Origin of the sequence: Chryseobacterium manosquense (assembly GCF_014623485.1) — a bacterium.
GTDB classification, from domain to species: Bacteria; Bacteroidota; Bacteroidia; order Flavobacteriales; family Weeksellaceae; genus Kaistella; species Kaistella haifensis.
On sequence record NZ_CP060203.1, the window covers coordinates 575,559 to 599,493 of the forward strand.

The window sequence follows — 23,935 nt, forward strand, 5'->3', positions numbered from 1 at the left end:
ATGAGAAAATTTTTATTAAACTTAGTACTGATAATTCCGGTACTGAGTTTTAATTTGGCTTACTCGTACGGAGTGACCGGTCACAGAGTTGTTGCGGAAATCGCTGAAAACCACCTTTCGGGAAAAGCGAAAAGGCATCTGAAGAAAATCATTGGCGACCAAAAATTGGCGTATTGGGCAAACTGGCCGGATTTTATTAAGTCGGATACTACCGGAGTTTGGAAACAAACCGATCGTTGGCATTATGTAAACATCAATCCACAACCGAATTTCAAAATGTTTTCTGATAGTTTACAAGTGCAAACCGGACCTAATTTATATACCCAAATCAAAACGCTTTCTGAGCAAATTAAAGATAAAAAAACCGCTGCTAAAGATCGGGAAATTGCTTTGCGATTCTTGATTCATTTGGTAGGAGATTCTTCGCAACCACTTCATGTTGGAAGAGCGGAAGATTTGGGTGGAAACAAAGTGAAGGTAAAATTCTTTGGTGAAAATACCAATTTGCATACGCTTTGGGATACCAAATTGATTGATTTTCAGAAATATAGTTACACAGAATATGCAAGTTTACTGGATGTGAAATCCAAAGAAGAAGTGAAGCAAATACAATCCGGAACACTAGAGGATTGGTTGTACGATAGCCACCAAAATGCTAATAAAATTTATGCTAATACTTTGATCGATGGTTCTTATTCTTACGATTACAACTATAAATTTGCAGATTTAATGGAGCGTCAATTGCTTTATGGAGGCTTGAGATTGGCGAAAATATTAAACGAAATTTTATAGAAATTTTTCTTTCAATTTTTCGAATACAATTTTATCAATAGGTAAAGGAAATGGATTTTCATCGGATTCGATGGGAATCCATTCTATTTTTTCGATGCAAGGATCCATGATTAGAAATTCGTTTTCATCGATAATTTCGACGAGATAATAGACTGTCAAAAGTTGCTCATTATTTCGAAAACGAGAAATCAAAAATTCCTCCTGCGTATAAAGATGACCGAGAACATTAATTTTCACATTCAGCTCCTCCTCAAATTCCCTATGCAAGCAATCATGTAATCCCTCGCCGAATTCCAGGCCTCCACCGGGAAGTTTCATCAGTTGTTCACCGGCGTATTCTTCATGTAGGACCAAAACTTTTTTGTCTTTCACAGCGGCTGCATAAACTCGGATGTTGAACTTGTCGATCATGATAGATGGGCTTAATGGCTTTTCACAAAGTTACTAAAAACCCTCATTCAATTTCACAGCATTAATCATTTCCCGTTTTCCCGGAGGCCCGGCTTTTTTTTCTATTTTAAAATTGAGTTCCTGCAAAATCCTTCTTACACTGCCTTTGGAGGAATACGTTGTGAGTAAACCACCGACTTCCATTTTATCGGAAACCATTTCAAACAAAGGTTTTTCCCATAAATCAGGCTGAACTCTCGCACCAAAACAGTCGTAATAAACAAGGTTAATTTTTGGTAAATCAAGGTTTTTTAGTTCAAAAAAATCCGTATTGTATTTGGTGAAGAAGAAATTTGGAAGAATTTCTGTGGTTTTATTCCATTCGCAAGCGTGAATTTGACGGTAATATTCTTTCATTTTTGGATTTTCGAAGAAAGAATCGTAGCCTAGCTCATCAATTTCCGAATTGTTTACAGGATATTTTTCAATTGTAAAGAATTTGATGATATGATTTTTGTCAGTTTTTAAAAACTCATCAATTGTTACCAAAACGTTAAGTCCTGTTCCAAAACCGAGTTCTAAAATATTAATATCGCAAAAATAAACCAAATTCAATCCATTTTTTATAAACACATGTATCGCTTCCTGTAACGCTCCGTGATGCGAGTGGTAGTTTTCATTTAAATCTTTGATATATAGTGTTTTACTCCCGTCGGAAGTGGTTTTTATTTCGCGGTTCATCTTTATTTTTTTTCAAAATTAAATCAAAATTTTGATATTTAAAAAATTATATTAAATTTGTAGAACATCAACTAAAATTTTTAAAATGATAATTCAAAAATCTACAAATCCGAGAATTTCTACATTCGACCCCGATAATTTTTCCTTTGGAAATACATTTATCGATCACATGGTAATTTGCGAATATGAAAACGGTAAATGGGGCGATGTGAAGGTAATGCCTTATGGTGGATTGCCTTTTTCACCAGCAATGATGGGTGTAAATTATGGTCAGGCGTGTTTCGAAGGAATGAAAGCCTACAAAGATCCTAATGGAGACGTTTTCCTTTTCAGGCCGGAAAAGAATTTTGAAAGAATCAATAAATCAGCAAAGCGACTTGCAATGCCTGAAGTTACCGAAGAAATGTTTCTAGACGGGCTGAAAGCTTTGGTAGATATCGATAGAGCGTGGATCCCGCAAGGAGAAGGAATGTCGCTTTATATTCGTCCGCTTATTTTCGCTACTGAAGAAGCGTTAAAAGCTAGAATTTCCAACAAATATATGTTTGCTATCGTTGCAACTCCGGCGAAAAGCTATTATACAGAACCGGTTTCTGTTTTGATTTCTGATTTCTATTCAAGATCAGCAAACGGAGGAGTAGGATCTGCAAAGGCAGCAGGAAATTATGCAGCGTCATTTTACCCAACTCAGCTTGCGATAGAACAAGGTTATGAGCAAATCATCTGGACGGATGATGCGACCCACGAATATTTCGAAGAAAGTGGTACGATGAATGTTTTTGTGAGGATTAACGATACGATTTATACGCCTCCAACTTCCGAGAAAATATTGGACGGAGTTACCCGCGACAGTTTCATTCAGCTTGCGAAAAAAAGAGGAATTGAAGTGAAAGTAGAGCCGATTCCGGTAAAAACAGTTATTGAAGCTCAGAAAAATGGTACATTAAAAGAAGTTTGGGGAGTGGGAACAGCTGTTGTAACAAGTGTTTTCCAAGCTTTGGGATATAAAGGTGAAAAACTGATGTTGCCATCGCTTCCTGCTGAAGAAAGTTTTGCTTTAGCATTGCAAAAAGATTTGGTTAATATTCAAACCAATCATGCTGAAGATCCTTTCGGATGGAGGGTTTTGGTAGAAAAAAAAATCATGGAAACTGCATAAGTTTTTTTTTAAATACAATCTGAAAATCCGGGAAATTTCAATCCCGGTTTTTTTGTTTTACTATGTGGTGCGAAATGCTTATTTTCGCAAAAGTTTTATATGAAAAAAAGTATTTTAGTTCCACTGCTGTTTATAATTTCCTGTGCTCAAAATACACAGACGCATCCTCCTGTAGGCGGTTTTCTGAGCGAAAATGATTTGAATACTTCCAAAAACAGAGCGAAAAATCTTAACGAAACCGAAAGAATACAAATTCAGGATTGGATTGCCAATCAGCAGGAAAAATTTTTTCCAATGAGTTTAAATTATTGGGTAAATGTTGAAAATCTTCAGCAGAATCCAAAAAAAAATGATGGAGAAAGCATTTCCTACCAATATGAATTGTATGATTTCGACCTTGTAAAACTTTATGATGCTCCCAAGAAAAATATCAGCGTGCAATTTGGTCGTTTCGAAGAACTGAAAGCGGTAGAAGATGTGCTCAGATATATGGAGAAAGGCCAAGAAGCAACGATTTTGGTGCCTTCTGTATTGGCTTTTGGGACATACGGCGATAATGATAAAATCCCGAACGATATGCCTTTGATTATCAAAATAAAAATATTGTAAAAAAAAATTAATGATAAAGAAGAATTTTTTAATCGCATTAGCATCAATTTTGCTAACAAGTTGTACCCCAATTTATAAAAAAATGAACGTAGACAAAGAAACTTACGAAGGCCTTAATGACGGTCTTTACGCAAATTTCCAAACATCAAAAGGAAATATGATTGTAAAATTCGAAGATAAAAAAGCTCCGGTTACCGTTGCCAATTTCGTCGGATTAGCTGAAGGTAAAATCGAAAACAAAGCAAAAGCGAAAGGCGTTCCTTTCTATGATGGAACTATTTTTCACCGTGTAATTAAGGATTTTATGATCCAAGGTGGTGATCCACAAGGAACAGGAATGGGAGATCCAGGTTATAAATTTGATGATGAAAAGAACGATTTGCAACACAAAGGCAAAGGAATTCTCTCCATGGCGAATTCTGGTCCGAACACCAATGGTTCCCAATTTTTCATTACGGAAGTTGCTACTCCTTGGTTGGACGGAAGACACACCATTTTCGGTGAAGTAGTGAAAGGTGAAGAAGTAATTGATGCGATCGCCAATGTAGAAAAAGGTGCACAGGATAAACCTAAAACTGATGTGGTTTTAGAGAAAGTTTCTATTTTTTCTAAAGGTGATGAATACAAAGATTACGATGCCGCAAAGGTTTTCAATGACGGAAAAGGTAAAATCCAGGAAAACAACAAAGCAATTCTCGCTAAAATTGAAGCTGATAAGAAGAAAAAAGAAGAAGAATTTGCTGCAAACCAACAAAAATTGGTAGACGATTTGAAGGCAGGAATGCAAGTAACTCCATCTGGTTTGTACTACAAAATCACCAAAACTACCAACGGTGTTGCTCCAAAAGCGGGAGACGAAGTTTCCGTACACTATGCAGGTAAATTGGTTGATGGAAGCGAATTCGATTCTTCATTTAAAAGAAATCAGCCGATCGAAATTCCTATCGGAATCGGGCAAGTAATTAAAGGTTGGGACGAAGGAATTTTACTTTTAAAAGAAGGAGAAGCAGCAACGCTATTAATTCCATCTGAATTAGGTTACGGCGCAAGAGGAGCTGGAGGCGTAATTCCACCAAATGCTTGGTTAATCTTCGATGTAGAGTTGGTTAAGGTAAACAGCAACGCGGTAAAATAATTGTCAAGAAACTTTAGACAAAAAAAACACTCCATATTCGGAGTGTTTTTTGTTTTTTATGATAAATTTTAAATACTCATGAAAAGTTTCGGATTTACCGGCGTGTTGTTTTTGTGGACTTCATAATGCAGATGTGGTCCTGTAGATCTACCAGAATTTCCGCTTCTGGCAATCACCTGATTTACGTTGATCACATCATTTGTTTCAACCAAAATTTCCGAAAGATGTCCATAAAGCGTCGCCAAACCATTTCCGTGTGAAACAATGACGCAGTTTCCGTATCCCCCTTTTTTACCGGCAAAAATAACGGTTCCTTTCGCTGCAGCGCGTACATCGGTTCCGTAAGCTACCGCAATATCAAGACCTTTGTGGAACTGAATTTGATCCGCTTCAGCAGGTGGATTGTTTTTTTCAATAACAACTTGTGGTGCAGGAGTGGTTTTGATGATATTTCCGGCGCTGTCTCTTTCTACGATGGCTTCGGGAGCGGGTTTTGATTCGGTTTTCACTGGTTTTGCGGAAGCTAAAAGTACATTTCTAGATGGAATCGGGTTTTTTCTCTTCCCGAAATTAGAAGAAATATAACCATCTGTTGGAATTCCCAGGGGAACCTGTTGCAATTTATTCTGCAGATCCATCAAATATTGGCTGTACCGATTGGTTTGTTTTGCTAGATATACCGCGTTGGAAATGCTGTCTTGAGCAAGAGTACCAATTTTTCCGTCAGTAATATTTTTTGAAGCTAAAAAGGAGTTTAATTCTCGCACCGTGTGATCTACCAAAGCGAGATTGTTTTTCATTTCAAGATAATCGATGCTGTCTTTTTGGGTGTTTATTTTCACCAAATTCACCTCGTAAGTTTTATCACTTTTTTCGGTATACAATTTGGTAATCATCAATGCTTGCGCAAAGATTACCAGCAAAAAGGCGCCTAGTAAGATATTTACTTTTTTCTTGTTGCTAAGGAAATTTTTCATATACTATTTTGTAACAGTTGTTTATAATTAAGGTTTGCAAAAATAATATTAATTTTTTAAAGTGTATTTTAATCAATTATTTTATCATATTTTTTGCTGATATACGAGTTGGAAAATAAATTTATAATTGATAATTTTAAAAAATGGAATTGTTTAAAATGCTTTTTTTTAAGCAATTCACTTTCGTATCTTTGCAAGTAAATCGAAGTTTATGGCTAAGAAAGATCAGAAAAAAGAAAAGGTTATTGGCGTAGTAGGTAGCGGAAGTTTCGCCACAGCAATCGTAAAAATGCTTACTGAAAACTCCAAAACTATTCACTGGTGTGTTCGAAACGAGTTTGTAAAAGGTGCAATCGAACTTCGTCATCATAATCCCACCTATCTTACAGCCGTAAATTTCAATGTGAAAAATTTAAGACTTACGACGGATATCAACGAGTTGGTTTCAGCTTGTGATATTGTGGTTTTAGCAACACCGTCGATTTATCTTTCAGATACTTTAGACAAGATGACTTGCGATTATACAAATAAAATTTTTGTTTCCGCGATCAAAGGTATTGTTCCGAAAGTTAATGATGTCGTAGCACATTATCTCCGCGATGAGTTCAAAATTGGATTCCGTTTTCAGGCCGTAATTGCTGGTCCGTGTCACGCTGAAGAAGTCGCTATGGAAAGACTTTCTTACCTTACGATTGCCACTATAGAAGAACATCAGGAAGTACTTCGTGAGAAATTTGCTTCTCGTTTTATCAAGGTAAATTGCAGTTCCGATATTTTGGGGAATGAGTACAGTGCAATTTTGAAAAATATTTATGCAATAGGAGCAGGAATTGCAAGCGGATTAGGCTACGGAGATAACTTTACAGCCGTTTTCGTTTCCAATGCAATTCGGGAAATGGAGCTTTTCTTGGAAAGAATCCATGAGATGCCACGCGATGTGAACGAAAGTGCTTATTTGGGAGATTTGCTCGTAACCGCTTATTCGCTTTTTTCCAGAAACCGAAATCTAGGAAATCTTATCGGAAAAGGTTATACCGTGAAATCTGCAATACAATCGATGAACATGATTGCAGAAGGTTACTACGCTGCAGATTCTATCTACAAAACTGCAAAAGAAAAGAAAATGAAAACTCCGATTATCGATGCAGTTTACAGAATTCTTTATGAAGATAAAAATGCTGAAAAAGAATTTAAAAAACTTACTGCAAAGTTGGATTGATAGTAGAACAAAACAACAATATATTAATTTCTATTTTTAAATTGTCATGCCTAAATCTTTAAATAAAAAAACTCCAAAACCGCACTACGACGTAGTTTTAATCGGTGGAGGAATTATGAGCGCCACGCTCGCTACATTGCTTAGTGAGTTGGATCCTAATCTTGAAATTGCAATATTCGAAAGACTCGGAAGATTTGCCCGAGAAAGTTCTGCCGCATGGAATAATGCTGGTACAGGGCATTCTGCTTTTTGCGAACTCAATTATACCCCGGAAAAAGAGGACGGAACGATCGATATTTCGAAAGCAGAAAATATCGCTGAACAGTTTGAAATTTCCAAGCAGCTCTGGAGTTATTTGATTAATAAAAATTTCATTAGAAATCCGAAAGAATTCATCATTTCATGTCCTCACATGAGTTTGGTTTTTGGGGTAAATGATGCCGAATACCTTAGAAAAAGACACGAAAAATTGACACAGTCTGTCCTTTTTAAAGGAATGGAATTTACCACGGACCACCAGAAACTGCAGGAATGGATTCCGCTGGTAATGAGTAAAAGAAAGGAAAACGAAGTTCTTGCAGCCACAAAGATGGATTTGGGAACCGATGTGAATTTTGGTACACTCACCAGAAAAATGGGAAGATATCTTGTTGATAATTCCAATGTAGAGGTATTCCTTTATCATGAAGCAAAAGACTTGGATCTGCAAAATGACGGCAAATGGAATATAAAAGTGAAAGATCGTTTGAACCAGCATAAACAAGAAGTAGTAGCAAATTTTGTTTTTATTGGCGCCGGTGGTTATGCGTTGCCACTTCTCGACAGTTCAGATATTCCGGAAAGTGAAGGATATGGCGGTTTTCCGGTTTCCGGGCAATGGCTGGTTTCTTTCAACCAAGATTTGGTGGAAAAACACCATGCGAAAGTTTATACTCAAGCAACTGTAGATGCGCCACCAATGAGCGTTCCGCATTTGGATTTAAGAATTATTGATGGGAAAAAAGCACTTCTCTTTGGACCTTTCGCCGGTTTCTCCACCAAATTTCTCAAAGAGGGAAGCTATCTCGATTTACCCGAAAGTGTAAACTTCAAAAACATCCGTTCGCTTTTTGGAGCGTGGTGGCATAATATTCCCCTCACCAAATATCTCGTACAGCAGGTTGCAATGACTAAATCTCAAAGAATGCAGCATTTAAGGGAGTTTGTAAAAGATGCAAAAGATGAGGATTGGGAAATGAAAGTAGCCGGACAAAGGGTGCAAATCATTAAAAAAGATGATAAACTCGGCGGAAAACTAGAATTCGGAACCGAAGTGGTGGTGAATAAAAATGGAACGATTGCCTCACTTCTTGGAGCTTCTCCTGGAGCTTCTACTGCGGTTTATGCGATGATTCAAGTTTTGGAAAAATGTTTTGGCGAGAGAATGAAAAATGAGTGGAAAGAAAAAATTACCGAGATGGTTCCTTCCTACGGAAAAAAACTAGCTGAAAATCCTGAACTTGCTGAAGAAATCCGAAATTACACCAAAGAAAAATTAGAACTTGAATATTAATATTCAGCATTGTTTTCATTGAAAAAGTGAGTACTATTACCAAACCTACAATAGCGCCAGAAATCCTTGAAGCTCTGCAAACCAAAGTAGAGGAGGAGAAACAGGTAATTGTGCACTGCTGTTATTCTGCCTCTTTTTTTTCCGGAGATTTGATTAGAATTTGGCAATCTACTTTTTTAATCGATGAAAATACCAACCACAAAAGCCATCTGATTCATCACGAGAATATCTCTCTTTTTCCTTACTGGACTGAGGTTCCAAGGATGAAAGATTTTTGGTTCACCTTAGTTTTTTCAGGCTTGCCGAAAGAATGCAAATCTTTTAGCTTGAAAGAAGAAATTCCTGAAGAGGGTGGCTTTTTTGTTCAAAATATCAAAAGAAATGGTACTGATGTTTATCGAGTAAAAATCAGTTGAACCCATTTTATTTTTGTGGAAAATCTTAAATTTTTGCGAGAAATTCTTCGAAAGCTGGAATCACAGATACGGTTCCGTCGTTTTCGATTTTATTCAACTTTAAAACTTCAATTTGATTGATGGAGTTTTCGTCGAAAGGCTTTTGTACACGGACATAATTTTCAGTAAATCCGAACATCAAACCGTTTTTGTTTTCGTGTTCCCAAAGTACCGGCAACGTTTTCCCCAATTGAGTTTGGTAGAAAGCCATTTTCTTTTTCTCGGAAAGAATTCTCAGCATTTTATTGCGTTTTTTTCTTTCAGGAATTGGTACAACACCTTCCATTTCAGCAGCTTCCGTGTTTTCTCTTTCAGAATAAGTAAAAACGTGCAAATAACTGATCGGAAGTTCGTTGAGGAACTGATAAGTTTCCATAAATTTTTCTTCGGTTTCCCCCGGAAATCCTACGATAACGTCAACTCCAATACTCGCATCCGGCATTACTTCACGTATTTTTGAAACTCGGTTTTGGTATAAACTAGTCAGATATCGACGCTTCATTTTCTTCAATAAATCATCGCTTCCGCTTTGCAATGGTATGTGGAAATGTGGAACAAAACTTATGCTTTTAGAAACTAGTTCGATACTTTCATCCTTCAAAAGATTCGGTTCAATCGAAGAAATACGGATTCTCTCGATGCCTTCAACTTGGTCGAGCTCCGAAATTAAATCCAGAAAAGTATGTTCGTGTTTTTTATTCCCAAATTCCCCTTTTCCGTAATCACCAATGTTTACGCCTGTTAAAACGATTTCTTTAATATCTCTCTCCGCGATTTCTTTCGCATTTTTCACCACATTTTCGATGGTATCGGAACGGGAAATCCCTCTCGCCAAAGGAATTGTACAGTAAGTGCATTTGTAATCGCAGCCGTCTTGTACTTTTAAGAAAGCTCGAGTTCGGTCACCGATTGAATAGCTTCCGATGAAAAAGTCGGTTTCGCTAATTTCACAGGAATGGATTAATCCTTGGTTTTCGCTTTTCTGCAAATCGTCCAGGTAACTCAAAATATTGAACTTTTCTTTGGCACCTAAAACCAAATCTACCCCTTCAATTGCCGAAATTTCTTCCGGTTTTAGCTGTGCATAACACCCAACAATGACCACCAAACCTTCCGGATTGGCTTTCATGGCTCGCTTCACGTGAAGTTTGCATTCTCGGTCAGCATTTTCGGTCACCGAACAAGTGTTGATTACATAAACGTTGGCTTTGTCTTCAAAACTTACTTTTTCGTAACCAGCATCGGTCAATTGTCGTGCAATAGTAGAGGTTTCCGCAAAGTTGAGTTTGCAGCCAAGCGTATGGAAAGCGGCGGTTTTGGGTTGATTTGAGTTCAATTCAGTATAAAATTCAGGCTGCAAAGATAGTGATTTTAGAAGTTTTAAACTAAAAACGAATTTTGCCTTGATTCATGAAGTTATTCTGCTTTATAATCTTCGCGAACTTCATCGCTATTTGCATAACAAACCGGTGAAGAATTCTGTTGTTGAAACATTAGATGATTGAAATCTTTGGATTGATTTCTAGCGATAGAAAGGGTTTTCCAATTTTCGTTTTTCAGCATTTTTGCGATGTACACGATTTGCCCGATATGATAAGGATAATGCGCTAATTGTCTCAAAACAGCATCTGCAACTGAATGTTTTTCGCCACGGATAAAAATGGTTTGATGAAGATTTTCTTCATTAATTTGATCCAGAGCGTTGAACAGAATTTTCCAACCTTTTTCCCATAATTCCAGCATTTCTGCTTTTGTTTTTATTGTATGTTCGAATTCCGAATCGCGGTTTCGCCAATCTTTTTCGCCATCTTCGGTGAGGAAGTTGGTCCAGCGAGAAATCATGTTTCCGGAAAGATGTTTTACGATTGTTGCAATCGAATTGCTTTCCTCGTTGTATTGCCACAAAATCTCTTGTTCATTGAGTTGTTCGAAGGTTTTGTCGCCCAATTCTTTGTAGTATTGAAACCGTTTGATGAAAAGCTCTTTCATGATTTGTACCATTTATTTGATCAAATTTACAGAAAAATTAGCGTGATTTTATTTAATCATCGTTAAATTTCCGCAGAGATTTTCGAGGTGAAAAATCTTATGAAATGGAGATTTTATTTGATGGAGGTTTTCTTTGTTTTGGATGAAAGTGTAGCGCGACGCCAATGAATGCATATCCGAAACGATCACGAGCCAACATTCCTCCACGCTGCGATCGTAGTATGGAAATTTCTCATTTTTCTTTTCAATCAATTCAATGATTTTTTCAGACGAAAGTTCATCAAAAAGTCCCATGGTAAAATCAGGCGTAATGAAAACATTGCGGCGATGCGGCGATTTGCGGATTTTTTTCACATGACCACAGCTTTTATTTTGTCGGATAGATTTCACAATGTTGATGATCATTTCGTTTTGTTTTTCGAGCAAATCGATTTTCGCAAGATGATGAAATTCCAAAAAATAAACACCACGATATTCCGCGGTGTTTTCCTGTTCTAATATAATTTCGGCTTGGCGGAAAATCTTATTCAGTTGGCTTTCGATTTTTTTTATTTCGAGATGGTTAATCACTTCGGTGAGTTCGATTCCGATTTTTTTGTTGTTGAAATTGGCGATAAAGTCGGGGCTTTCGCAGGTGAGATTTTCAAACTGTATTTCGGGAAAATGATGGAGAAACGAGTTCAGCAAAAGGATTTCTGCTTTCTTTTTATACTTTTCTCTATCGTGAAGTTGGGAGTTGTCGATTTGCCGATGATAGCGCTCGATCGGCTTTTTTTTCAAGTGGCGGTTCAGGTAGTAAAGCGATAGGTTTTTTACCAAATCTTCGTCGGAAAATACTTTCTTCATCATCTTATTTTTTTTAATCAAAAAATTGAATACCAATATTTTACGATTTTAAAGTTATATAAATAAATCAGATAATCAACGATTTACATAAAATTTAAAATATAATTAATATTAAATCTTACCTGAAAATGGTTTTTCATGGAATTTTAGGGAAGAAAGATATTGTTCACACCTTTATTTTTATGCTGATAACCCACAAATAAATATCGATTATATCATGTTTAACAAAAAATAATCTTAATATTTTTGAACAGTAATTAAAATTTTTATCTTTGCAACTTAAATTTATTGAAGATTATGGATTTTAAAAACTTTGCGATGCCTTTCAGCATCAACCCTGAATATTCAAAAAAAGTTGCTTATTTTTCAATGGAATTTGCCATTGATCAGGCATTAAAAATATATTCCGGAGGACTAGGATTTTTGGCTGGTTCCCACATGAGAAGTGCTTATAACTTGAAGCAAGATTTAGTAGGAATCGGGATTTTGTGGAAATTTGGTTATTATGATCAAGCACGAAATCATGATCAAACTATGCAACCAACTTGGACTAAAAAGATGTATTCTTTTTTACAAGATACCGGAATCAAATTTCAAATCGAGATCCACTCTGCACCGGTTTGGGTGAAAGTTTGGTATTTGGATCCTGAAGTTTTCCATACTGCACCGATGTTTTTCCTTTCTACGGACGTTCCGGAAAACGATCATGTTTCCAAAACAATTTGTCACCGTTTGTATGATGCAAACGAATCTACCAAAATTGCACAATATATTTTACTCGGAAAAGGCGGAGCGAAACTTCTAGATTTGATGAATTTCGAAAGAGATGTATATCATTTAAATGAAGCGCATGGTTTGCCTGCTGCATTCTATCTCTTGAAGAAATTTGGCGGAGATCTAGAAAAAGTAAAAGAAAAATTAGTTTTCACCACACATACTCCGGAAGAAGCCGGGAACGAAAAGCACAACATCTACCTTTGCCACGATATGTCCTATTTTTCAGGACTCAGCATTGATGAGGTTAAGACCATTAAAGGGGTTGAAGACGATCGTTTCAATCACTCGCTTTGCGCTTTGAGAATGGCAAGACTGGCGAATGGAGTTTCTCAACTTCACGGTGAAGTTTCCCGAAAAATGTGGAGCAAATATTCTAAAATTTGTGAAATTAAAGCCATTACCAACGCACAGGAATTTAAATATTGGGCAGATAAACCGCTTTATGATGCAAAAGATGAAAATGATCCTGTACTTTTCGATTTCAGAAAAAAACATTTAAAGAAAAGATTTTTCAAAACAGTTGCTGACCAAACCGGAAATTTATTCGATCCGAATGTGTTTACCATTGTTTGGGCACGAAGATTTGCTGGTTACAAAAGAGCAGATCTCTTGTTGCAAGACAAAGAAAGATTCGCAAGATTATTGAACAATCCGAAATATCCGGTACAAATTGTCTGGGCAGGAAAACCTTATCCGATGGATTATTCAGCGATTTCAACGTTCAATTCTATAGTGGAAGAAAGCAAATTTCACAAAAACATGGCGGTTCTCACCGGTTATGAATTGGCTTTAAGTAAATTGATGAAACAGGGTTCAGATCTTTGGTTGAACAACCCAAGAGTCCCAAGAGAAGCATCTGGAACTTCCGGAATGACCGCCGCAATGAATGGTTCGGTGAATCTTTCAACCAATGATGGTTGGATCCCAGAATTTGCTAAAAACGGGGTGAACGGTTTCGTGGTTCCACAAGCGGATTACGAGAATACCAGTGTTTACGATCAGGATAATTTCGACCTTCAGAATCTTTATGCAGCTTTGGAAAACGAAATTCTTCCAACATATTATGACCGTCCGGATGAGTGGAGAAAAATTCAGCAAACCGCGATGGATGATGTGAAAAGTAAATTCAATTCCGACAGAATGGCAGATGAATATTACAAGCAGATTTACGCTTAATTCATTGATTAAACTAAAATACAAAATCCGGGAAGCATTGGTTTTCCGGATTTTCTTTTTTTAAAATTTATTCCAATATCAAATGTCTTGGAGAAAAAAAATTGGGAAATAGCGGCAGATTTACTTTAATAATACATCCACATTCCGAGTTTGTTTCTGCGGGCTTTTTCTTCCGATTTCCTGAAGTCTTCGACGTATTTGATGTTTGGTGGAAAAGTGGCTATTCTTGCATATCCTTTCGCAAGCAAATACTGGTTCAGAAAAACACCATTTTCAAGGTAAACATAAGCTAAGGTTCTTCCGTAGCGATCGATTTTTTGTACATCAAACTCCAACCGAATTTTTTTATTGAAAAGTAATTTTTTAAGATGAGTTTTTGCTTCAGAACCAAAAACCTGAACTTGTTTTCTGTTGCCTACATTTCTGCTTTCAGGCGCATCTATTCCGATGAACCGGATTTTGTACTGGTTGTCCGACTCATCTTGAATTACTACAGTATCGCCATCTGAAACCCTCTTGATGCTATAAAATTTCCCAGAAACTTGAGCATTAATCTTTAATGAAGAAAATAAAATGAAAAAAATTATAAATAATGGTTGACGCATTGGGCGAAAATACCATAAATTCATTTAAAAACATAGTTGAAATCAACATAAACTTAGTGTATATCATAAGTTTTTATAATGTTTGAAATTGTAAATTTGTTGCAATTCCAAAATTTCAAATCCGTATTTTTGCATTATGATTAACAGCGACCAAATAAAAGAAGCACAATCCCGAATCGAGGATTTATATAAATTTTTGCAGATCGAAAAAAAGAAAATCGAAATTGCTAATGATGAAGAAAAAACGGTTTCTCCGGAGTTTTGGGACAACCCGAAAGAGGCAGAAATTTTCATGAAGCAGCTTCGTTCCAAGAAAAAATGGGTCAATGATTATGAAGAAATTTTCGCCCTATTTGAAGATATTCAGGTTTTGATCGATTTTGCAAAAGAAGATCCGGAGTCCGAGAAAGAACTTGATGAATTATATCCTCAATTATTGGAGAAAATTGAAGATTTGGAGTTTAAAAATATGTTGTCGAATGAAGGTGACGAACTTTCTGCGGTCTTGCAAATTACCGCAGGAGCTGGCGGAACCGAATCTTGCGATTGGGCTTCTATGCTAATGAGAATGTATACCATGTGGGCCGAAAAGCAAGGATATAAAATTCGGGAACTGAATTTTCAGGAAGGTGATGTAGCAGGCGTGAAGACGGTAACTTTGGAATTCGATGGCGAATTTGCGTTCGGATATTTGCGTGGTGAAAATGGAGTTCATCGTTTGGTGAGAATTTCACCATTTGATTCTAATGCGAAACGCCATACAAGTTTTGTTTCGGTTTATGTATATCCTTTGGTAGATGATACAATCGAAATCAACATCAATCCAGCCGATATTTCTTTTGAAACCATGCGTTCGAGTGGAGCGGGTGGACAAAACGTAAATAAGGTGGAAACTGCGGTTCGACTTCGTCACGCACCAACAGGAATCATTATTGAAAACTCTGAAAGCCGCTCCCAGCTTCAAAATAAAGAAAAAGCTATGCAATTATTGCGTTCCCGATTGTATGAAATGGAATTGGAAGAGCGAATGAAAGCCCGAAATGAAATTGAAGCAGGAAAAATGAAAATAGAGTGGGGAAGCCAGATTCGAAATTATGTGATGCATCCTTATAAATTGGTGAAAGATGTACGTTCCGGTTACGAAACTTCGGATGTAGATGGTGTGTTGAATGGTAATTTAACACCTTTCCTAAAAGCCTTCCTGATGGCCGATGGAACCGCTGCTACAGAAGAAGATTTTACCCTTTAAGTTTTGGCAAACTTTAACAATTTATTAATCTGCTCAAAACCCGCTGTTTTGTTATCTTTGCCAATATGGAACATTTAGAAAGTTGGAAGGATCTTTTGAATCCTGAATTTTACATTAATAATGGTGGCTTTTGGCTAATTTTATTTATCATTTTTGCTGAGACCGGTTTATTTGTCGGGTTTTTCTTACCAGGCGACAGTTTGTTGTTTGTCAGCGGGATTTATGCAGTTACAATCATTACTGAAACTTTCGGATCAACCGGGAGCGATTTTTTGGATACTACTATTTTAGCGTCCGCAGTGGCAATTGCTGCAGTAATCGGGAACGAAGTAGGGTATTGGTTTGGTCGAAAAGCAGGTCCGGCACTTTATAAAAGAGAGGATTCTTTACTTTTTAAGAAAAAATACCTTTTCCAGGCGCACGATTTCTTCGAACAGCATGGTGCACTTGCGGTAATCATGGCGAGATTTTTACCGGTGGTTAGAACCTTTACACCAATTGTGGCAGGGATTGTGAAAATGGATAAAACCCGATTTTTAATTGATAATATCATCGGAGCTTTTCTTTGGTCTTTTTCCCTCATTTTTGCTGGTCATTATTTGGATAAACTCTTTATGGATCAATTTGGAATCGATTTGAAATCTCATTTGGAGATGATTATCATTATCATCGTTTTGATTACTACAGTTCCGATTATCGTTAAATTTTTCTTTGGTAAAAGCAAACAAGAAGAAATAACAGAAGAATAATTAACGAGAATTTACATACAAAAAAAAAGCAACCTAAATTATCAGGTTGCTTTTTTTATTTTAAGTTGAATTTTTGCGAAAACTAAAAGTGATTATTTAATATTAAATAGTTTTGAAAAAATTCTCTTTATTTTACTTCAATTAAAAAGATCGCGAACTTTATCGAAGAAAGTTTTCTCTTTTCCTGATGGTTCAGCCACCATTTCTCCGTTTTTGAGCTGCTTTTCGAAGAATTCTTTTTGTTCAGGAGAAAGATGTTGCGGAGTCCAAACATTGATGTGGACAAACATATCGCCTTTTCCGTAGCTGTCGATGCTTGGTAAGCCTTTCCCAGAAAGTCTGAGGATTTTCCCGGATTGGGTTCCGGCATCCACTTTAATTTTCACTTTGCCGCCAACGGTAGGAATTTCTTTTTGAGTTCCCAAAGCCGCTTCCGCAAACGAAATATATAATTCCTGATGAAGGTTGTCTCCTTCGCGCTTAATTTTATGATCCACTTCTTCTTCTACTACAACCAATAAATCACCAGGATTTCCACCGAAAGGTGCATCATTACCTTTTCCACGAACACTCAACTGAATACCTTCTCGTGCACCAGCAGGAATGTTGATGGTTACTTCTTCTTCTACTTTTATTAAACCTTGCGCACTAGCACCAGCAGGAATTTTATCAGCTACTTTTCCGAATCCCTGACAAGTTGCGCAGTGCGTTTGAGTCTGCATTTGTCCGAACATGGTGTTCATTACTTTCACTTGCATACCAGTTCCGTTACAAGTTGGGCAGGTTTTTGAGGTTGCTCCCGGTGCCAATTTAAGTTTTTTAACTTTAATGGTTTTTTGGGTACCATTCACCATTTCTTCAAGGTTGAGTTTAATTCTCACTCGAAGATTTGTTCCCCGTACTTGTTGTCTTTGTGCGCCACCGCCGCCGCCGAAATGTCCACCGAAAATATCTCCAAACTGGCTGAAAATATCTTCCATATTCATTCCACCACCGAAACCTCCGCCACCGCCGAATCCTCCAGCGCCGCCCATTCCGGCGTGTCCGTACTGATCGTAGTTCGCTTTTTTGTTTGCATCACTTAATACTTCATAAGCTTCTGCCGCTTCTTTGAAACTTTCTTCAGCCGCTTTATCACCCGGATTTTTATCTGGGTGATATTTCAGAGCCATTTTTCGGTAGGCTTTCTTTATTTCATCGGCGCTTGCTGATTTGCTTACTCCAAGCACTTCGTAGTAATCTCTTTTTGACATAACTGAATTTTGAATAATTTAAAATCTAAGGAATTAGAATTTAAAATTAGTTTCCGGTAACCACTTTAGCAAAACGAATTACTTTATCATTTAAAGTATAACCCGTTTCGATAACATCTACGATTTTACCTTTCAAATCTTCCGATGGAGCTGGAATTTGGGTAATTGCTTCGTGAAAATCCACATTAAAAGGTTCACCAACTTTTACTTCAATTGGTTTCAATCCTTTTTCGAAAAGTTTATTTTTGAATTTCTGATAGATGAGTTCGACGCCTTGTAGATCGGCTTGGTTTCCGTTTTTGCTCATTTCTTTAATTGCTCTTTCAAAGTCATCTAAAACAGCCAACATTGAAATCATCAAATCCTGATTGGCGTATTGAAAGAATTCCATTTTTTCTTTTGCAGTTCGTTTTTTATAATTTTCAAACTCTGCAAAAAGTCGTACATAGCGCTCTCTTTCTTCTGCCAAAAGTTCTTCCGAACAAGGTGTGGTTGTCTCATTTTCGGTAGTTTCAGCTTCCGGATTTTGAGTATTTTCGTTAGGAGTATTAACGTTTTCTTCGTGTATATCTTGGTTTTCTGACATAATATTACATTTTTATAACCATCAGTTCGCAACAATTTTGCCAAAGAAAGTTTTAGGACAATTCGGCAGATAATTATTATGAATTAATATTTTGGTGTTTGTAGAAATGAGTAGTTATGGTATTTTTTATATTTTAATAAAAGACTTTTTTTATGATGGAAAAATAGTTTGTATAAAAAGATAGACATTAAGTATAATAATTATCGCTGCAATAACCCAAACCAAAACCTTTAACCAAGGTTTATTGACGAATTCTCCCATTTTCAGTTTAGAGCCAGTAAACATCACCAAAGGAACCACCGCAAAACTTAGTTGCATCGAAAGGATAACCTGGCTGAGAACCAACAAATCTGTAGTACCTTTTTCTCCATAAATAATGGTAACAATAAGCGCGGGAATTACGGCAATAAGTCGCGTAATCAATCTGCGTAACCATGGTTTCAGACGGATTTTGAGGAAACCTTCCATTACGATCTGCCCCGCCAAAGTTCCTGTGAGTGTAGAATTCTGTCCGGAAGCAAGAAGCGCAACAGCAAAGAATATACTCGCGAAAGTAGTTCCTAGAAGTGGCGTAAGCATTTTATAAGCATCGTGTATATCTGCAACATCCTTGTTCCCGGAAGTATGGAAAGTAGCCGCCGCAACAATCAGAATTGCTGCATTAATGAAAAATGCAAGAAATAGGGAAAGCGAACTGTCAATGGTTGCAAATTTAATCGCTTCTTTCTTGCCTTCGTTGGTACGATCGTAATTTCTTGTTTGAACAATACTGCTGTGGAGGTAAAGATTATGTGGCATTACTGTAGCGCCTAAAATCCCGATAGCGATATAAAGCATCGACGGATTGGTAACCACTTCTTTTTGAGGAACTAAACCTTTCAGAATTGGAAATAGACCAGGTTTGCTGAGGATAATCTCGTAAGCGAAACATCCTAATATAATGAAAATAAGTCCTGCAACGATACTTTCAATTACTCTAAAACCTTTTGCCTGAAGAAATAAAATAAGAAACACATCAATCACGGTAATGACAATTCCCCACGTTAATGGAATTCCAAACAGCAAATTCAGAGCTATTGCAGCTCCGATGACCTCGGCTAAATCGCAGGCAGCAATTGCAATTTCACAGAATATCCATAGAATAAAATTGGTGGTAGGGTTGAAATGATCGCGACAAGCCTGCGCCAAATCTCTTTCCGCAACGATGCCTAATTTTAAGGCCAAATGCTGCAAAACGATTGCAAACAAGTTGGAGATTAAGATCACTGAAAGCAAAGTATAACCAAATTGAGCTCCACCCGCAATGTCTGTCGCCCAGTTTCCCGGATCCATATATCCAACGGCGACCATCAATCCCGGACCTGCGAAGGCAAAGAGTTTTCGCCAAAATCCGGGACCTTCAGGAATATTAATGCTGGAAAAGGCTTCTGGCAATGAGTTTGAGTGTTTTTCCTGACGCCAACCTGTATTGATTTTATTCATAAATGTTAGATTACTCTAACAAATTTAGTTAATTAAATATAATATGCAAATCCTTCGGTAAAACGTACTTTCGATCCTTAATATAAACAATTGATTTACAAATAATAAAATTTAATTAATTTTAGAGCTCATACCTTTTAAAATAAAAAAAATCCCGACAAAAATGCCGGGATTCCATTGTTTAAGCTAAGTGATTATTTTGTAAATCTGATAGCAGTTTTTCTGTCTGCTTCTCTTTCTTTATCAGAAGCAGTTTCGGGAACGGTAGCAAATTCTTCTCCGTAACCTTCAGCACTTGTTACTTGTGCAGAACCAAGAGCCGCTTTTACAGCATCAGCTCTTTTTTGAGATAACGCTTTGTTTCCAGCATCATCACCTTTTTTATCTGTATAAGCACCAATTTTCACTTTAGCATCTGGGTAAGCAACGAGGATTAGTTTTAAGTTATCCAACTGCGCCTGAGATTCCGGAGTCAATTTTGTTGTTCCAAATTCAAAATTCAAGTTATCAAAGTTGAACCATCTGTCTTTAAGAGCAGCCTCGTCAGCATTTTTGTATTCGTCGGAATTAAGGAAAGCTACTATTTGATCCTCGATACCACCTTTATAAGCATTCAAAGTTTTTCCGTTTGGCAGTGTAACCATAATGGACTCTTTGGTTGCAACAAGAGTTGTCCCAGTAGAATCAACAGCAACGACAGCAGTAGAGTCATAAACTACTGCGGTAGAATCAGTTACGCCGGTAGTGGTTTCCGCAGGTTTGTTGCATTGCTTCCAAAGGAACCAAGCTGCAAGTGCAAGAAGTAACAATGGCAATAACCATTTCCAGATAGATCCACCTCCGTTATCTTCATTTCTATCTACATTTACATGAGTGTTTCCACCTCTATTTACTTCTACTTTTGGCTGATCGTAAGAAGTAACTTTTACTTTTTCAGTTTCAAGATGTGCGTTGGCACCAGACCAGTTTCCAAGACCTAATGAAGCTAAAGAAAGACCAGCAGGAAGTAAAGAAGAAACGATACCTTTTTGATCTTTTAAAAGCCTAGACAATTCTGAAGCGCCTAAGTTATTATCAGCTGCATATTTTCCTAAAGAGCCCAAGGAAGCGCCTGTTACCATATTTAATAAAGAATTTGACGAGGAGTTGCTAATCCCCGCATAACTGGCAACAGCATTTACTAATCCTCCAATTTTGTCACCAAAAATTGTAGATAGTACGTTGGTGATTAAAGAATTATTGGATGAACCACCCAATAGGTTTCCTAATAATCCGCTGCTTGCAGATCCGGTGATCGCATCTAAAACTTCTGGTTTATCAGCATTATTTGCTAATCCGCCCACAACAGCAGGCAAAAGACCGCTTATTGCTTTAGAAATACCTGATTCGCTTTCTCCAAACTGAGAAGCTGCTTGTGAAACTAATGCAGGACCAAGCTGTCCTTTGATAAGATCGATTACATTTAATGACATAATAGTTTATTTTTAAAATTTAACTTGGATAAAGTTATACAAATTTTAATCCAAGTCTATTCTAAAAGATGTAATTTATAAAAAAATTAACATTTTGTTAAATATTGTCAAGTAATAAGACTTTCTTAATAAGATTTCGCAAAAATAACCCTTTGTTTGGATGGTTTTCCCGAAATGAGTGAAATGCCATCTTCTAAAGGATTATCCAAAGGAATGCATCGGATGGTTGCTTTTGTTTCGTTTTTGATTTGCTCTTCCTCTTCCGCAGTTCCGTCCCAATGCGCAGAAATAAATCCTCCTTTTTCTTCCAAAACCCGCTTGAATTCTTCGTAAGAATCTACTTTTGTCGTGTGTTCCGCGCGATGGTTCAATGCTTTTTGGTAAATATCTTTTTGGATGGTTTCTAATAAATTTTCGATGTAAACTTCCAGATTTTCAATCGGTTGGGTTTCTTTGGTTAAGTTATCTCTTCTAGCGATTTCTACGGTTTTGTTTTCTAGATCTCTCGCTCCGATTGCGATTCGCACCGGCACACCTTTTAATTCATATTCAGCGAATTTCCAGCCCGGTTTATTCTCCGTACGGTTGTCGTATTTTACTGAAATTCCTCTTGCTTTTAACTTTTGTTGAAGATTGTAAGCAACTTCATCGATTTTCTGTAATTGTTCTTCACCTTTAAAAATAGGAACAATTACCACCTGAATTGGCGCTAAAGTTGGAGGTAAAACCAAGCCAAAATCATCGGAATGCGTCATGATTAATGCCCCCATCAATCGGGTTGAAGTTCCCCATGAAGTTCCCCATGCATGTTCTATTTTTCCTTCTCTATTGGTGAATTTCACATCAAATGCTTTACCGAAATTCTGTCCTAAAAAGTGAGAAGTTCCTGCTTGTAGCGCTTTTCCGTCCTGCATTAGTGCTTCGATACAATAGGTTTCATCAGCACCGGCAAATCTTTCGGAAGGAGTTTTAATTCCACGAATTACCGGAATTGCCATGAAGTTTTCTGCAAAATCGGCATAAACGTCCAGCATTTTTTCGGTTTCTTCCACGGCTTCCTCTTTTGTTGCGTGCGCAGTATGTCCTTCTTGCCAAAGAAATTCTGCTGTTCTTAGGAAAAGTCGGGTTCTCATTTCCCAACGTACCACATTCGCCCATTGGTTGATGAGAATTGGTAAATCGCGGTAAGACTGAATCCAGTTTTTGTAAGTATTCCAAATAATTGCTTCAGAAGTTGGGCGAACAATTAATTCCTCTTCCAGCTTTGCTTCCGGATCAACGACGAGTTTTTTCGGGTTATCTGGATCCGTCTTTAATCTGTAATGAGTTACTACTGCGCATTCTTTAGCAAAACCTTCAGCATTTTTTTCTTCGGCTTCAAATAAGCTTTTAGGGATAAAAATGGGAAAATATGCATTTTCGTGGCCAGTTTCTTTGAATCTTTTATCCATTTGATCTCGCATTTTTTCCCAAATTGCGTATCCGTAAGGTTTAATTACCATACATCCACGAACACCGGAATTTTCTGCCAAATCTGCCTTTACTACTAGTTCATTGTACCATTTGCTGTAATCTTCGGCTCTTGAAGTAAGTTTTGCCATTTATTTGATCTTTTGATTTAACTTTTGTATATTGCTTTAATCTAAACTTAAAATTGTATTTTTACTCAAATTTTATACGCTTGGTTTGGTATATTTTTGGTGTAAAATGCAAATATAATTCAAATTAAAACTTTTCACCTTATCATGAAAAAAATTACTTATAAAAATTTCCTTGAATTGCTTAAATCTAAAACGGTTTTGGCGGTTTCCGGAGGTTTGATTTTGATGTCGTGTGGTACCCAAGTGGGCGGGTATACAGAGACTGACGGGATTTATTATGATCCCAACAAAGATACCTTGCCCGAAGGAACTGTGATGAACAGTGGAAATAGGGTAGGAGAATACTATGATTATCAGCAAACCGATAATCCTAACCAATATTTGAATTCGGATAATAGAAACGAAAAATGGAATGATAATCAAAATTCCGACTGGGGAAACTATACCGGAACTGATACTTATTATAATGACAATTGGGGTTATCCTTACGGGTTTTACTCTGGTTTTGGCTTCGGAGTAGGCTATGGTTGGGGTTCACCTTGGGGTTATGGTAGTTATTACAGCCCTTGGGGATTTGGTTTCGATCCTTGGTATGGATACTATAATCCATGGGGATTTGGTTATAATTCATGGTACGGATATTATAATCCTTACTATGGTTACGGAAATCCTTATTATGGTTTTAGTCCTTATTATTACAATAATTATGGCTATGGAAATACTTACGGAGGAGGATTTACCTATAAAAGAAGCGGTGCAGATGGCGCTTTTAGAAATTCAGTGAGAAATTCCAATTCCAATTCCAATTTGCGTACCAATAATAGTTCGAATTCAGGATTCAGAAATGAAAGCTATAGAAACCAGCAAGGTAATTCGCCTCGATCAATTACCCCTAACAATGGTGTGCAACCAAGATTGAGAACCTCTCCTCAACCAAATACCAATCCTCGATATAATTCTGCACCAAGAGAAAGTATGCCTAATTATAACACCCCATCTCGATCAAATTCAAGCGATGGAGGCGGATTTAGAAATGGAGGTAGTGGTTTTGGCGGTGGATCCTCCAATTCAAGTTCAGGATCTACGAGATCGTCGGGCGGTTTTAGAAGATAATATTTAAT

23 protein-coding genes are annotated in these 23,935 nt (G+C 37.1%); 11 read left to right on the forward strand and 12 right to left on the reverse strand.

From position 1 onward, the window contains the following. Complete coding sequence (locus H0S70_RS02675) at positions 1-792, forward strand: S1/P1 nuclease (RefSeq protein ID WP_188321617.1); 792 nt, start codon at positions 1-3, stop codon at positions 790-792. Here H0S70_RS02675 and H0S70_RS02680 read toward each other — a convergent pair. Both H0S70_RS02680 and mnmD read right to left on the reverse strand, forming a co-directional pair. Continuing rightward, positions 787-1,203: an NUDIX domain-containing protein gene (locus H0S70_RS02680; protein WP_123247918.1), complete on the reverse strand. Its 417-nt coding sequence runs from the start codon at positions 1,201-1,203 to the stop codon at positions 787-789. The genes H0S70_RS02675 and H0S70_RS02680 overlap by 6 nt on opposite strands. Before the next feature lie 33 nt (positions 1,204-1,236). Next, a complete protein-coding gene (gene mnmD / locus H0S70_RS02685) occupies positions 1,237-1,923 on the reverse strand; it encodes a tRNA (5-methylaminomethyl-2-thiouridine)(34)-methyltransferase MnmD (RefSeq protein ID WP_188321618.1) in 687 nt (228 codons plus the stop codon). 85 nt (positions 1,924-2,008) lie between these two features. Between mnmD and H0S70_RS02690 the strand changes: the two genes are divergently transcribed. From H0S70_RS02690 to H0S70_RS02700, 3 genes are all read left to right on the forward strand, one after another. Next, entirely contained in the window at positions 2,009-3,082 is a 1,074-nt protein-coding gene (locus tag H0S70_RS02690; protein ID WP_188321619.1) for a branched-chain amino acid aminotransferase, read from the forward strand. A 99-nt stretch (positions 3,083-3,181) separates the two neighbouring features. Beyond that, positions 3,182-3,691, forward strand: a complete 510-nt coding sequence (locus H0S70_RS02695) for an FKBP-type peptidyl-prolyl cis-trans isomerase (RefSeq protein WP_188321620.1) — start codon at positions 3,182-3,184, stop codon at positions 3,689-3,691. Between the two features lie 82 nt (positions 3,692-3,773). After that, on the forward strand, positions 3,774-4,826 hold the full coding sequence (locus H0S70_RS02700) for a peptidylprolyl isomerase (protein WP_228453770.1): 1,053 nt from the start codon (positions 3,774-3,776) through the stop codon (positions 4,824-4,826). 68 nt (positions 4,827-4,894) lie between these two features. Here H0S70_RS02700 and H0S70_RS02705 read toward each other — a convergent pair whose 3' ends face one another. Further along, complete coding sequence (locus tag H0S70_RS02705) at positions 4,895-5,803, reverse strand: M23 family metallopeptidase (RefSeq protein ID WP_188321622.1); 909 nt, start codon at positions 5,801-5,803, stop codon at positions 4,895-4,897. A gap of 211 nt (positions 5,804-6,014) precedes the next feature. On the opposite strand from H0S70_RS02705, the gene H0S70_RS02710 reads away from it, so the two are divergent. Genes H0S70_RS02710 through H0S70_RS02720 form a run of 3 tightly spaced genes read left to right on the forward strand, consistent with a single transcriptional unit; the run spans position 6,015 to position 8,990 of the window. Next, positions 6,015-7,022 (forward strand): NAD(P)H-dependent glycerol-3-phosphate dehydrogenase, encoded by a 1,008-nt coding sequence (locus H0S70_RS02710; RefSeq protein WP_088264430.1) that lies wholly within the window; start codon positions 6,015-6,017, stop codon positions 7,020-7,022. 46 nt (positions 7,023-7,068) lie between these two features. Beyond that, positions 7,069-8,574 carry a malate dehydrogenase (quinone) gene (gene mqo, locus H0S70_RS02715; protein ID WP_123247912.1) on the forward strand — a complete coding sequence of 502 codons (1,506 nt, stop codon included), beginning with the start codon at positions 7,069-7,071 and terminating at the stop codon, positions 8,572-8,574. Between the two features lie 26 nt (positions 8,575-8,600). Beyond that, on the forward strand, positions 8,601-8,990 hold the full coding sequence (locus H0S70_RS02720) for a hypothetical protein (protein ID WP_031501920.1): 390 nt from the start codon (positions 8,601-8,603) through the stop codon (positions 8,988-8,990). A gap of 25 nt (positions 8,991-9,015) precedes the next feature. Here H0S70_RS02720 and mtaB read toward each other — a convergent pair whose 3' ends face one another. The 3 genes from mtaB to H0S70_RS02735 all read right to left on the reverse strand — a co-directional run bounded on the left by mtaB (position 9,016) and on the right by H0S70_RS02735 (position 11,867). Next, the gene (gene mtaB / locus H0S70_RS02725; protein WP_188321623.1) at positions 9,016-10,365 is read right to left on the reverse strand and encodes a tRNA (N(6)-L-threonylcarbamoyladenosine(37)-C(2))-methylthiotransferase MtaB; all 1,350 of its coding nucleotides are present in this window, start codon (positions 10,363-10,365) and stop codon (positions 9,016-9,018) included. A gap of 80 nt (positions 10,366-10,445) precedes the next feature. Further along, positions 10,446-11,018: a DUF1572 family protein gene (locus H0S70_RS02730; protein WP_188321624.1), complete on the reverse strand. Its 573-nt coding sequence runs from the start codon at positions 11,016-11,018 to the stop codon at positions 10,446-10,448. Between the two features lie 48 nt (positions 11,019-11,066). Beyond that, positions 11,067-11,867, reverse strand: coding sequence for a hypothetical protein (locus H0S70_RS02735; RefSeq protein ID WP_228453771.1), 801 nt, complete (start codon positions 11,865-11,867; stop codon positions 11,067-11,069). A 294-nt stretch (positions 11,868-12,161) separates the two neighbouring features. Here H0S70_RS02735 and glgP point away from each other — a divergent pair, with 294 nt between their 5' ends. Then, a complete protein-coding gene (gene glgP / locus H0S70_RS02740) occupies positions 12,162-13,817 on the forward strand; it encodes an alpha-glucan family phosphorylase (protein WP_188321625.1) in 1,656 nt (551 codons plus the stop codon). 125 nt (positions 13,818-13,942) lie between these two features. Here the strand turns inward: glgP and H0S70_RS02745 are convergent, their stop codons facing one another. Further along, positions 13,943-14,446, reverse strand: a complete 504-nt coding sequence (locus tag H0S70_RS02745; protein WP_221177703.1) for a thermonuclease family protein — start codon at positions 14,444-14,446, stop codon at positions 13,943-13,945. A 112-nt stretch (positions 14,447-14,558) separates the two neighbouring features. Here H0S70_RS02745 and prfB point away from each other — a divergent pair, with 112 nt between their 5' ends. Then, a complete protein-coding gene (gene prfB, locus H0S70_RS02750; protein WP_188321626.1) occupies positions 14,559-15,671 on the forward strand; it encodes a peptide chain release factor 2 in 1,113 nt (370 codons plus the stop codon). A gap of 65 nt (positions 15,672-15,736) precedes the next feature. Further along, a complete protein-coding gene (locus H0S70_RS02755; RefSeq protein ID WP_188321627.1) occupies positions 15,737-16,420 on the forward strand; it encodes a DedA family protein in 684 nt (227 codons plus the stop codon). A 137-nt stretch (positions 16,421-16,557) separates the two neighbouring features. Here H0S70_RS02755 and dnaJ read toward each other — a convergent pair whose 3' ends face one another. The 5 genes from dnaJ to proS form a co-directional block, all read right to left on the reverse strand. Then, positions 16,558-17,673 (reverse strand): molecular chaperone DnaJ, encoded by a 1,116-nt coding sequence (gene dnaJ, locus H0S70_RS02760; RefSeq protein WP_188321628.1) that lies wholly within the window; start codon positions 17,671-17,673, stop codon positions 16,558-16,560. 46 nt (positions 17,674-17,719) lie between these two features. Beyond that, complete coding sequence (locus tag H0S70_RS02765; protein WP_188321629.1) at positions 17,720-18,259, reverse strand: nucleotide exchange factor GrpE; 540 nt, start codon at positions 18,257-18,259, stop codon at positions 17,720-17,722. Positions 18,260-18,409: 150 nt separating this feature from the next. After that, the gene (locus H0S70_RS02770; RefSeq protein ID WP_188321630.1) at positions 18,410-19,741 is read right to left on the reverse strand and encodes an Nramp family divalent metal transporter; all 1,332 of its coding nucleotides are present in this window, start codon (positions 19,739-19,741) and stop codon (positions 18,410-18,412) included. A 194-nt stretch (positions 19,742-19,935) separates the two neighbouring features. Beyond that, positions 19,936-21,213 (reverse strand): OmpA family protein, encoded by a 1,278-nt coding sequence (locus H0S70_RS02775; RefSeq protein ID WP_188321631.1) that lies wholly within the window; start codon positions 21,211-21,213, stop codon positions 19,936-19,938. Positions 21,214-21,338: 125 nt separating this feature from the next. Continuing rightward, positions 21,339-22,814 (reverse strand): proline--tRNA ligase, encoded by a 1,476-nt coding sequence (gene proS, locus H0S70_RS02780; RefSeq protein WP_188321632.1) that lies wholly within the window; start codon positions 22,812-22,814, stop codon positions 21,339-21,341. Positions 22,815-22,958: 144 nt separating this feature from the next. Here proS and H0S70_RS02785 point away from each other — a divergent pair, with 144 nt between their 5' ends. After that, positions 22,959-23,927 carry a prolyl-tRNA synthetase gene (locus H0S70_RS02785; RefSeq protein ID WP_228453772.1) on the forward strand — a complete coding sequence of 323 codons (969 nt, stop codon included), beginning with the start codon at positions 22,959-22,961 and terminating at the stop codon, positions 23,925-23,927. Positions 23,928-23,935: the final 8 nt, after the last annotated feature.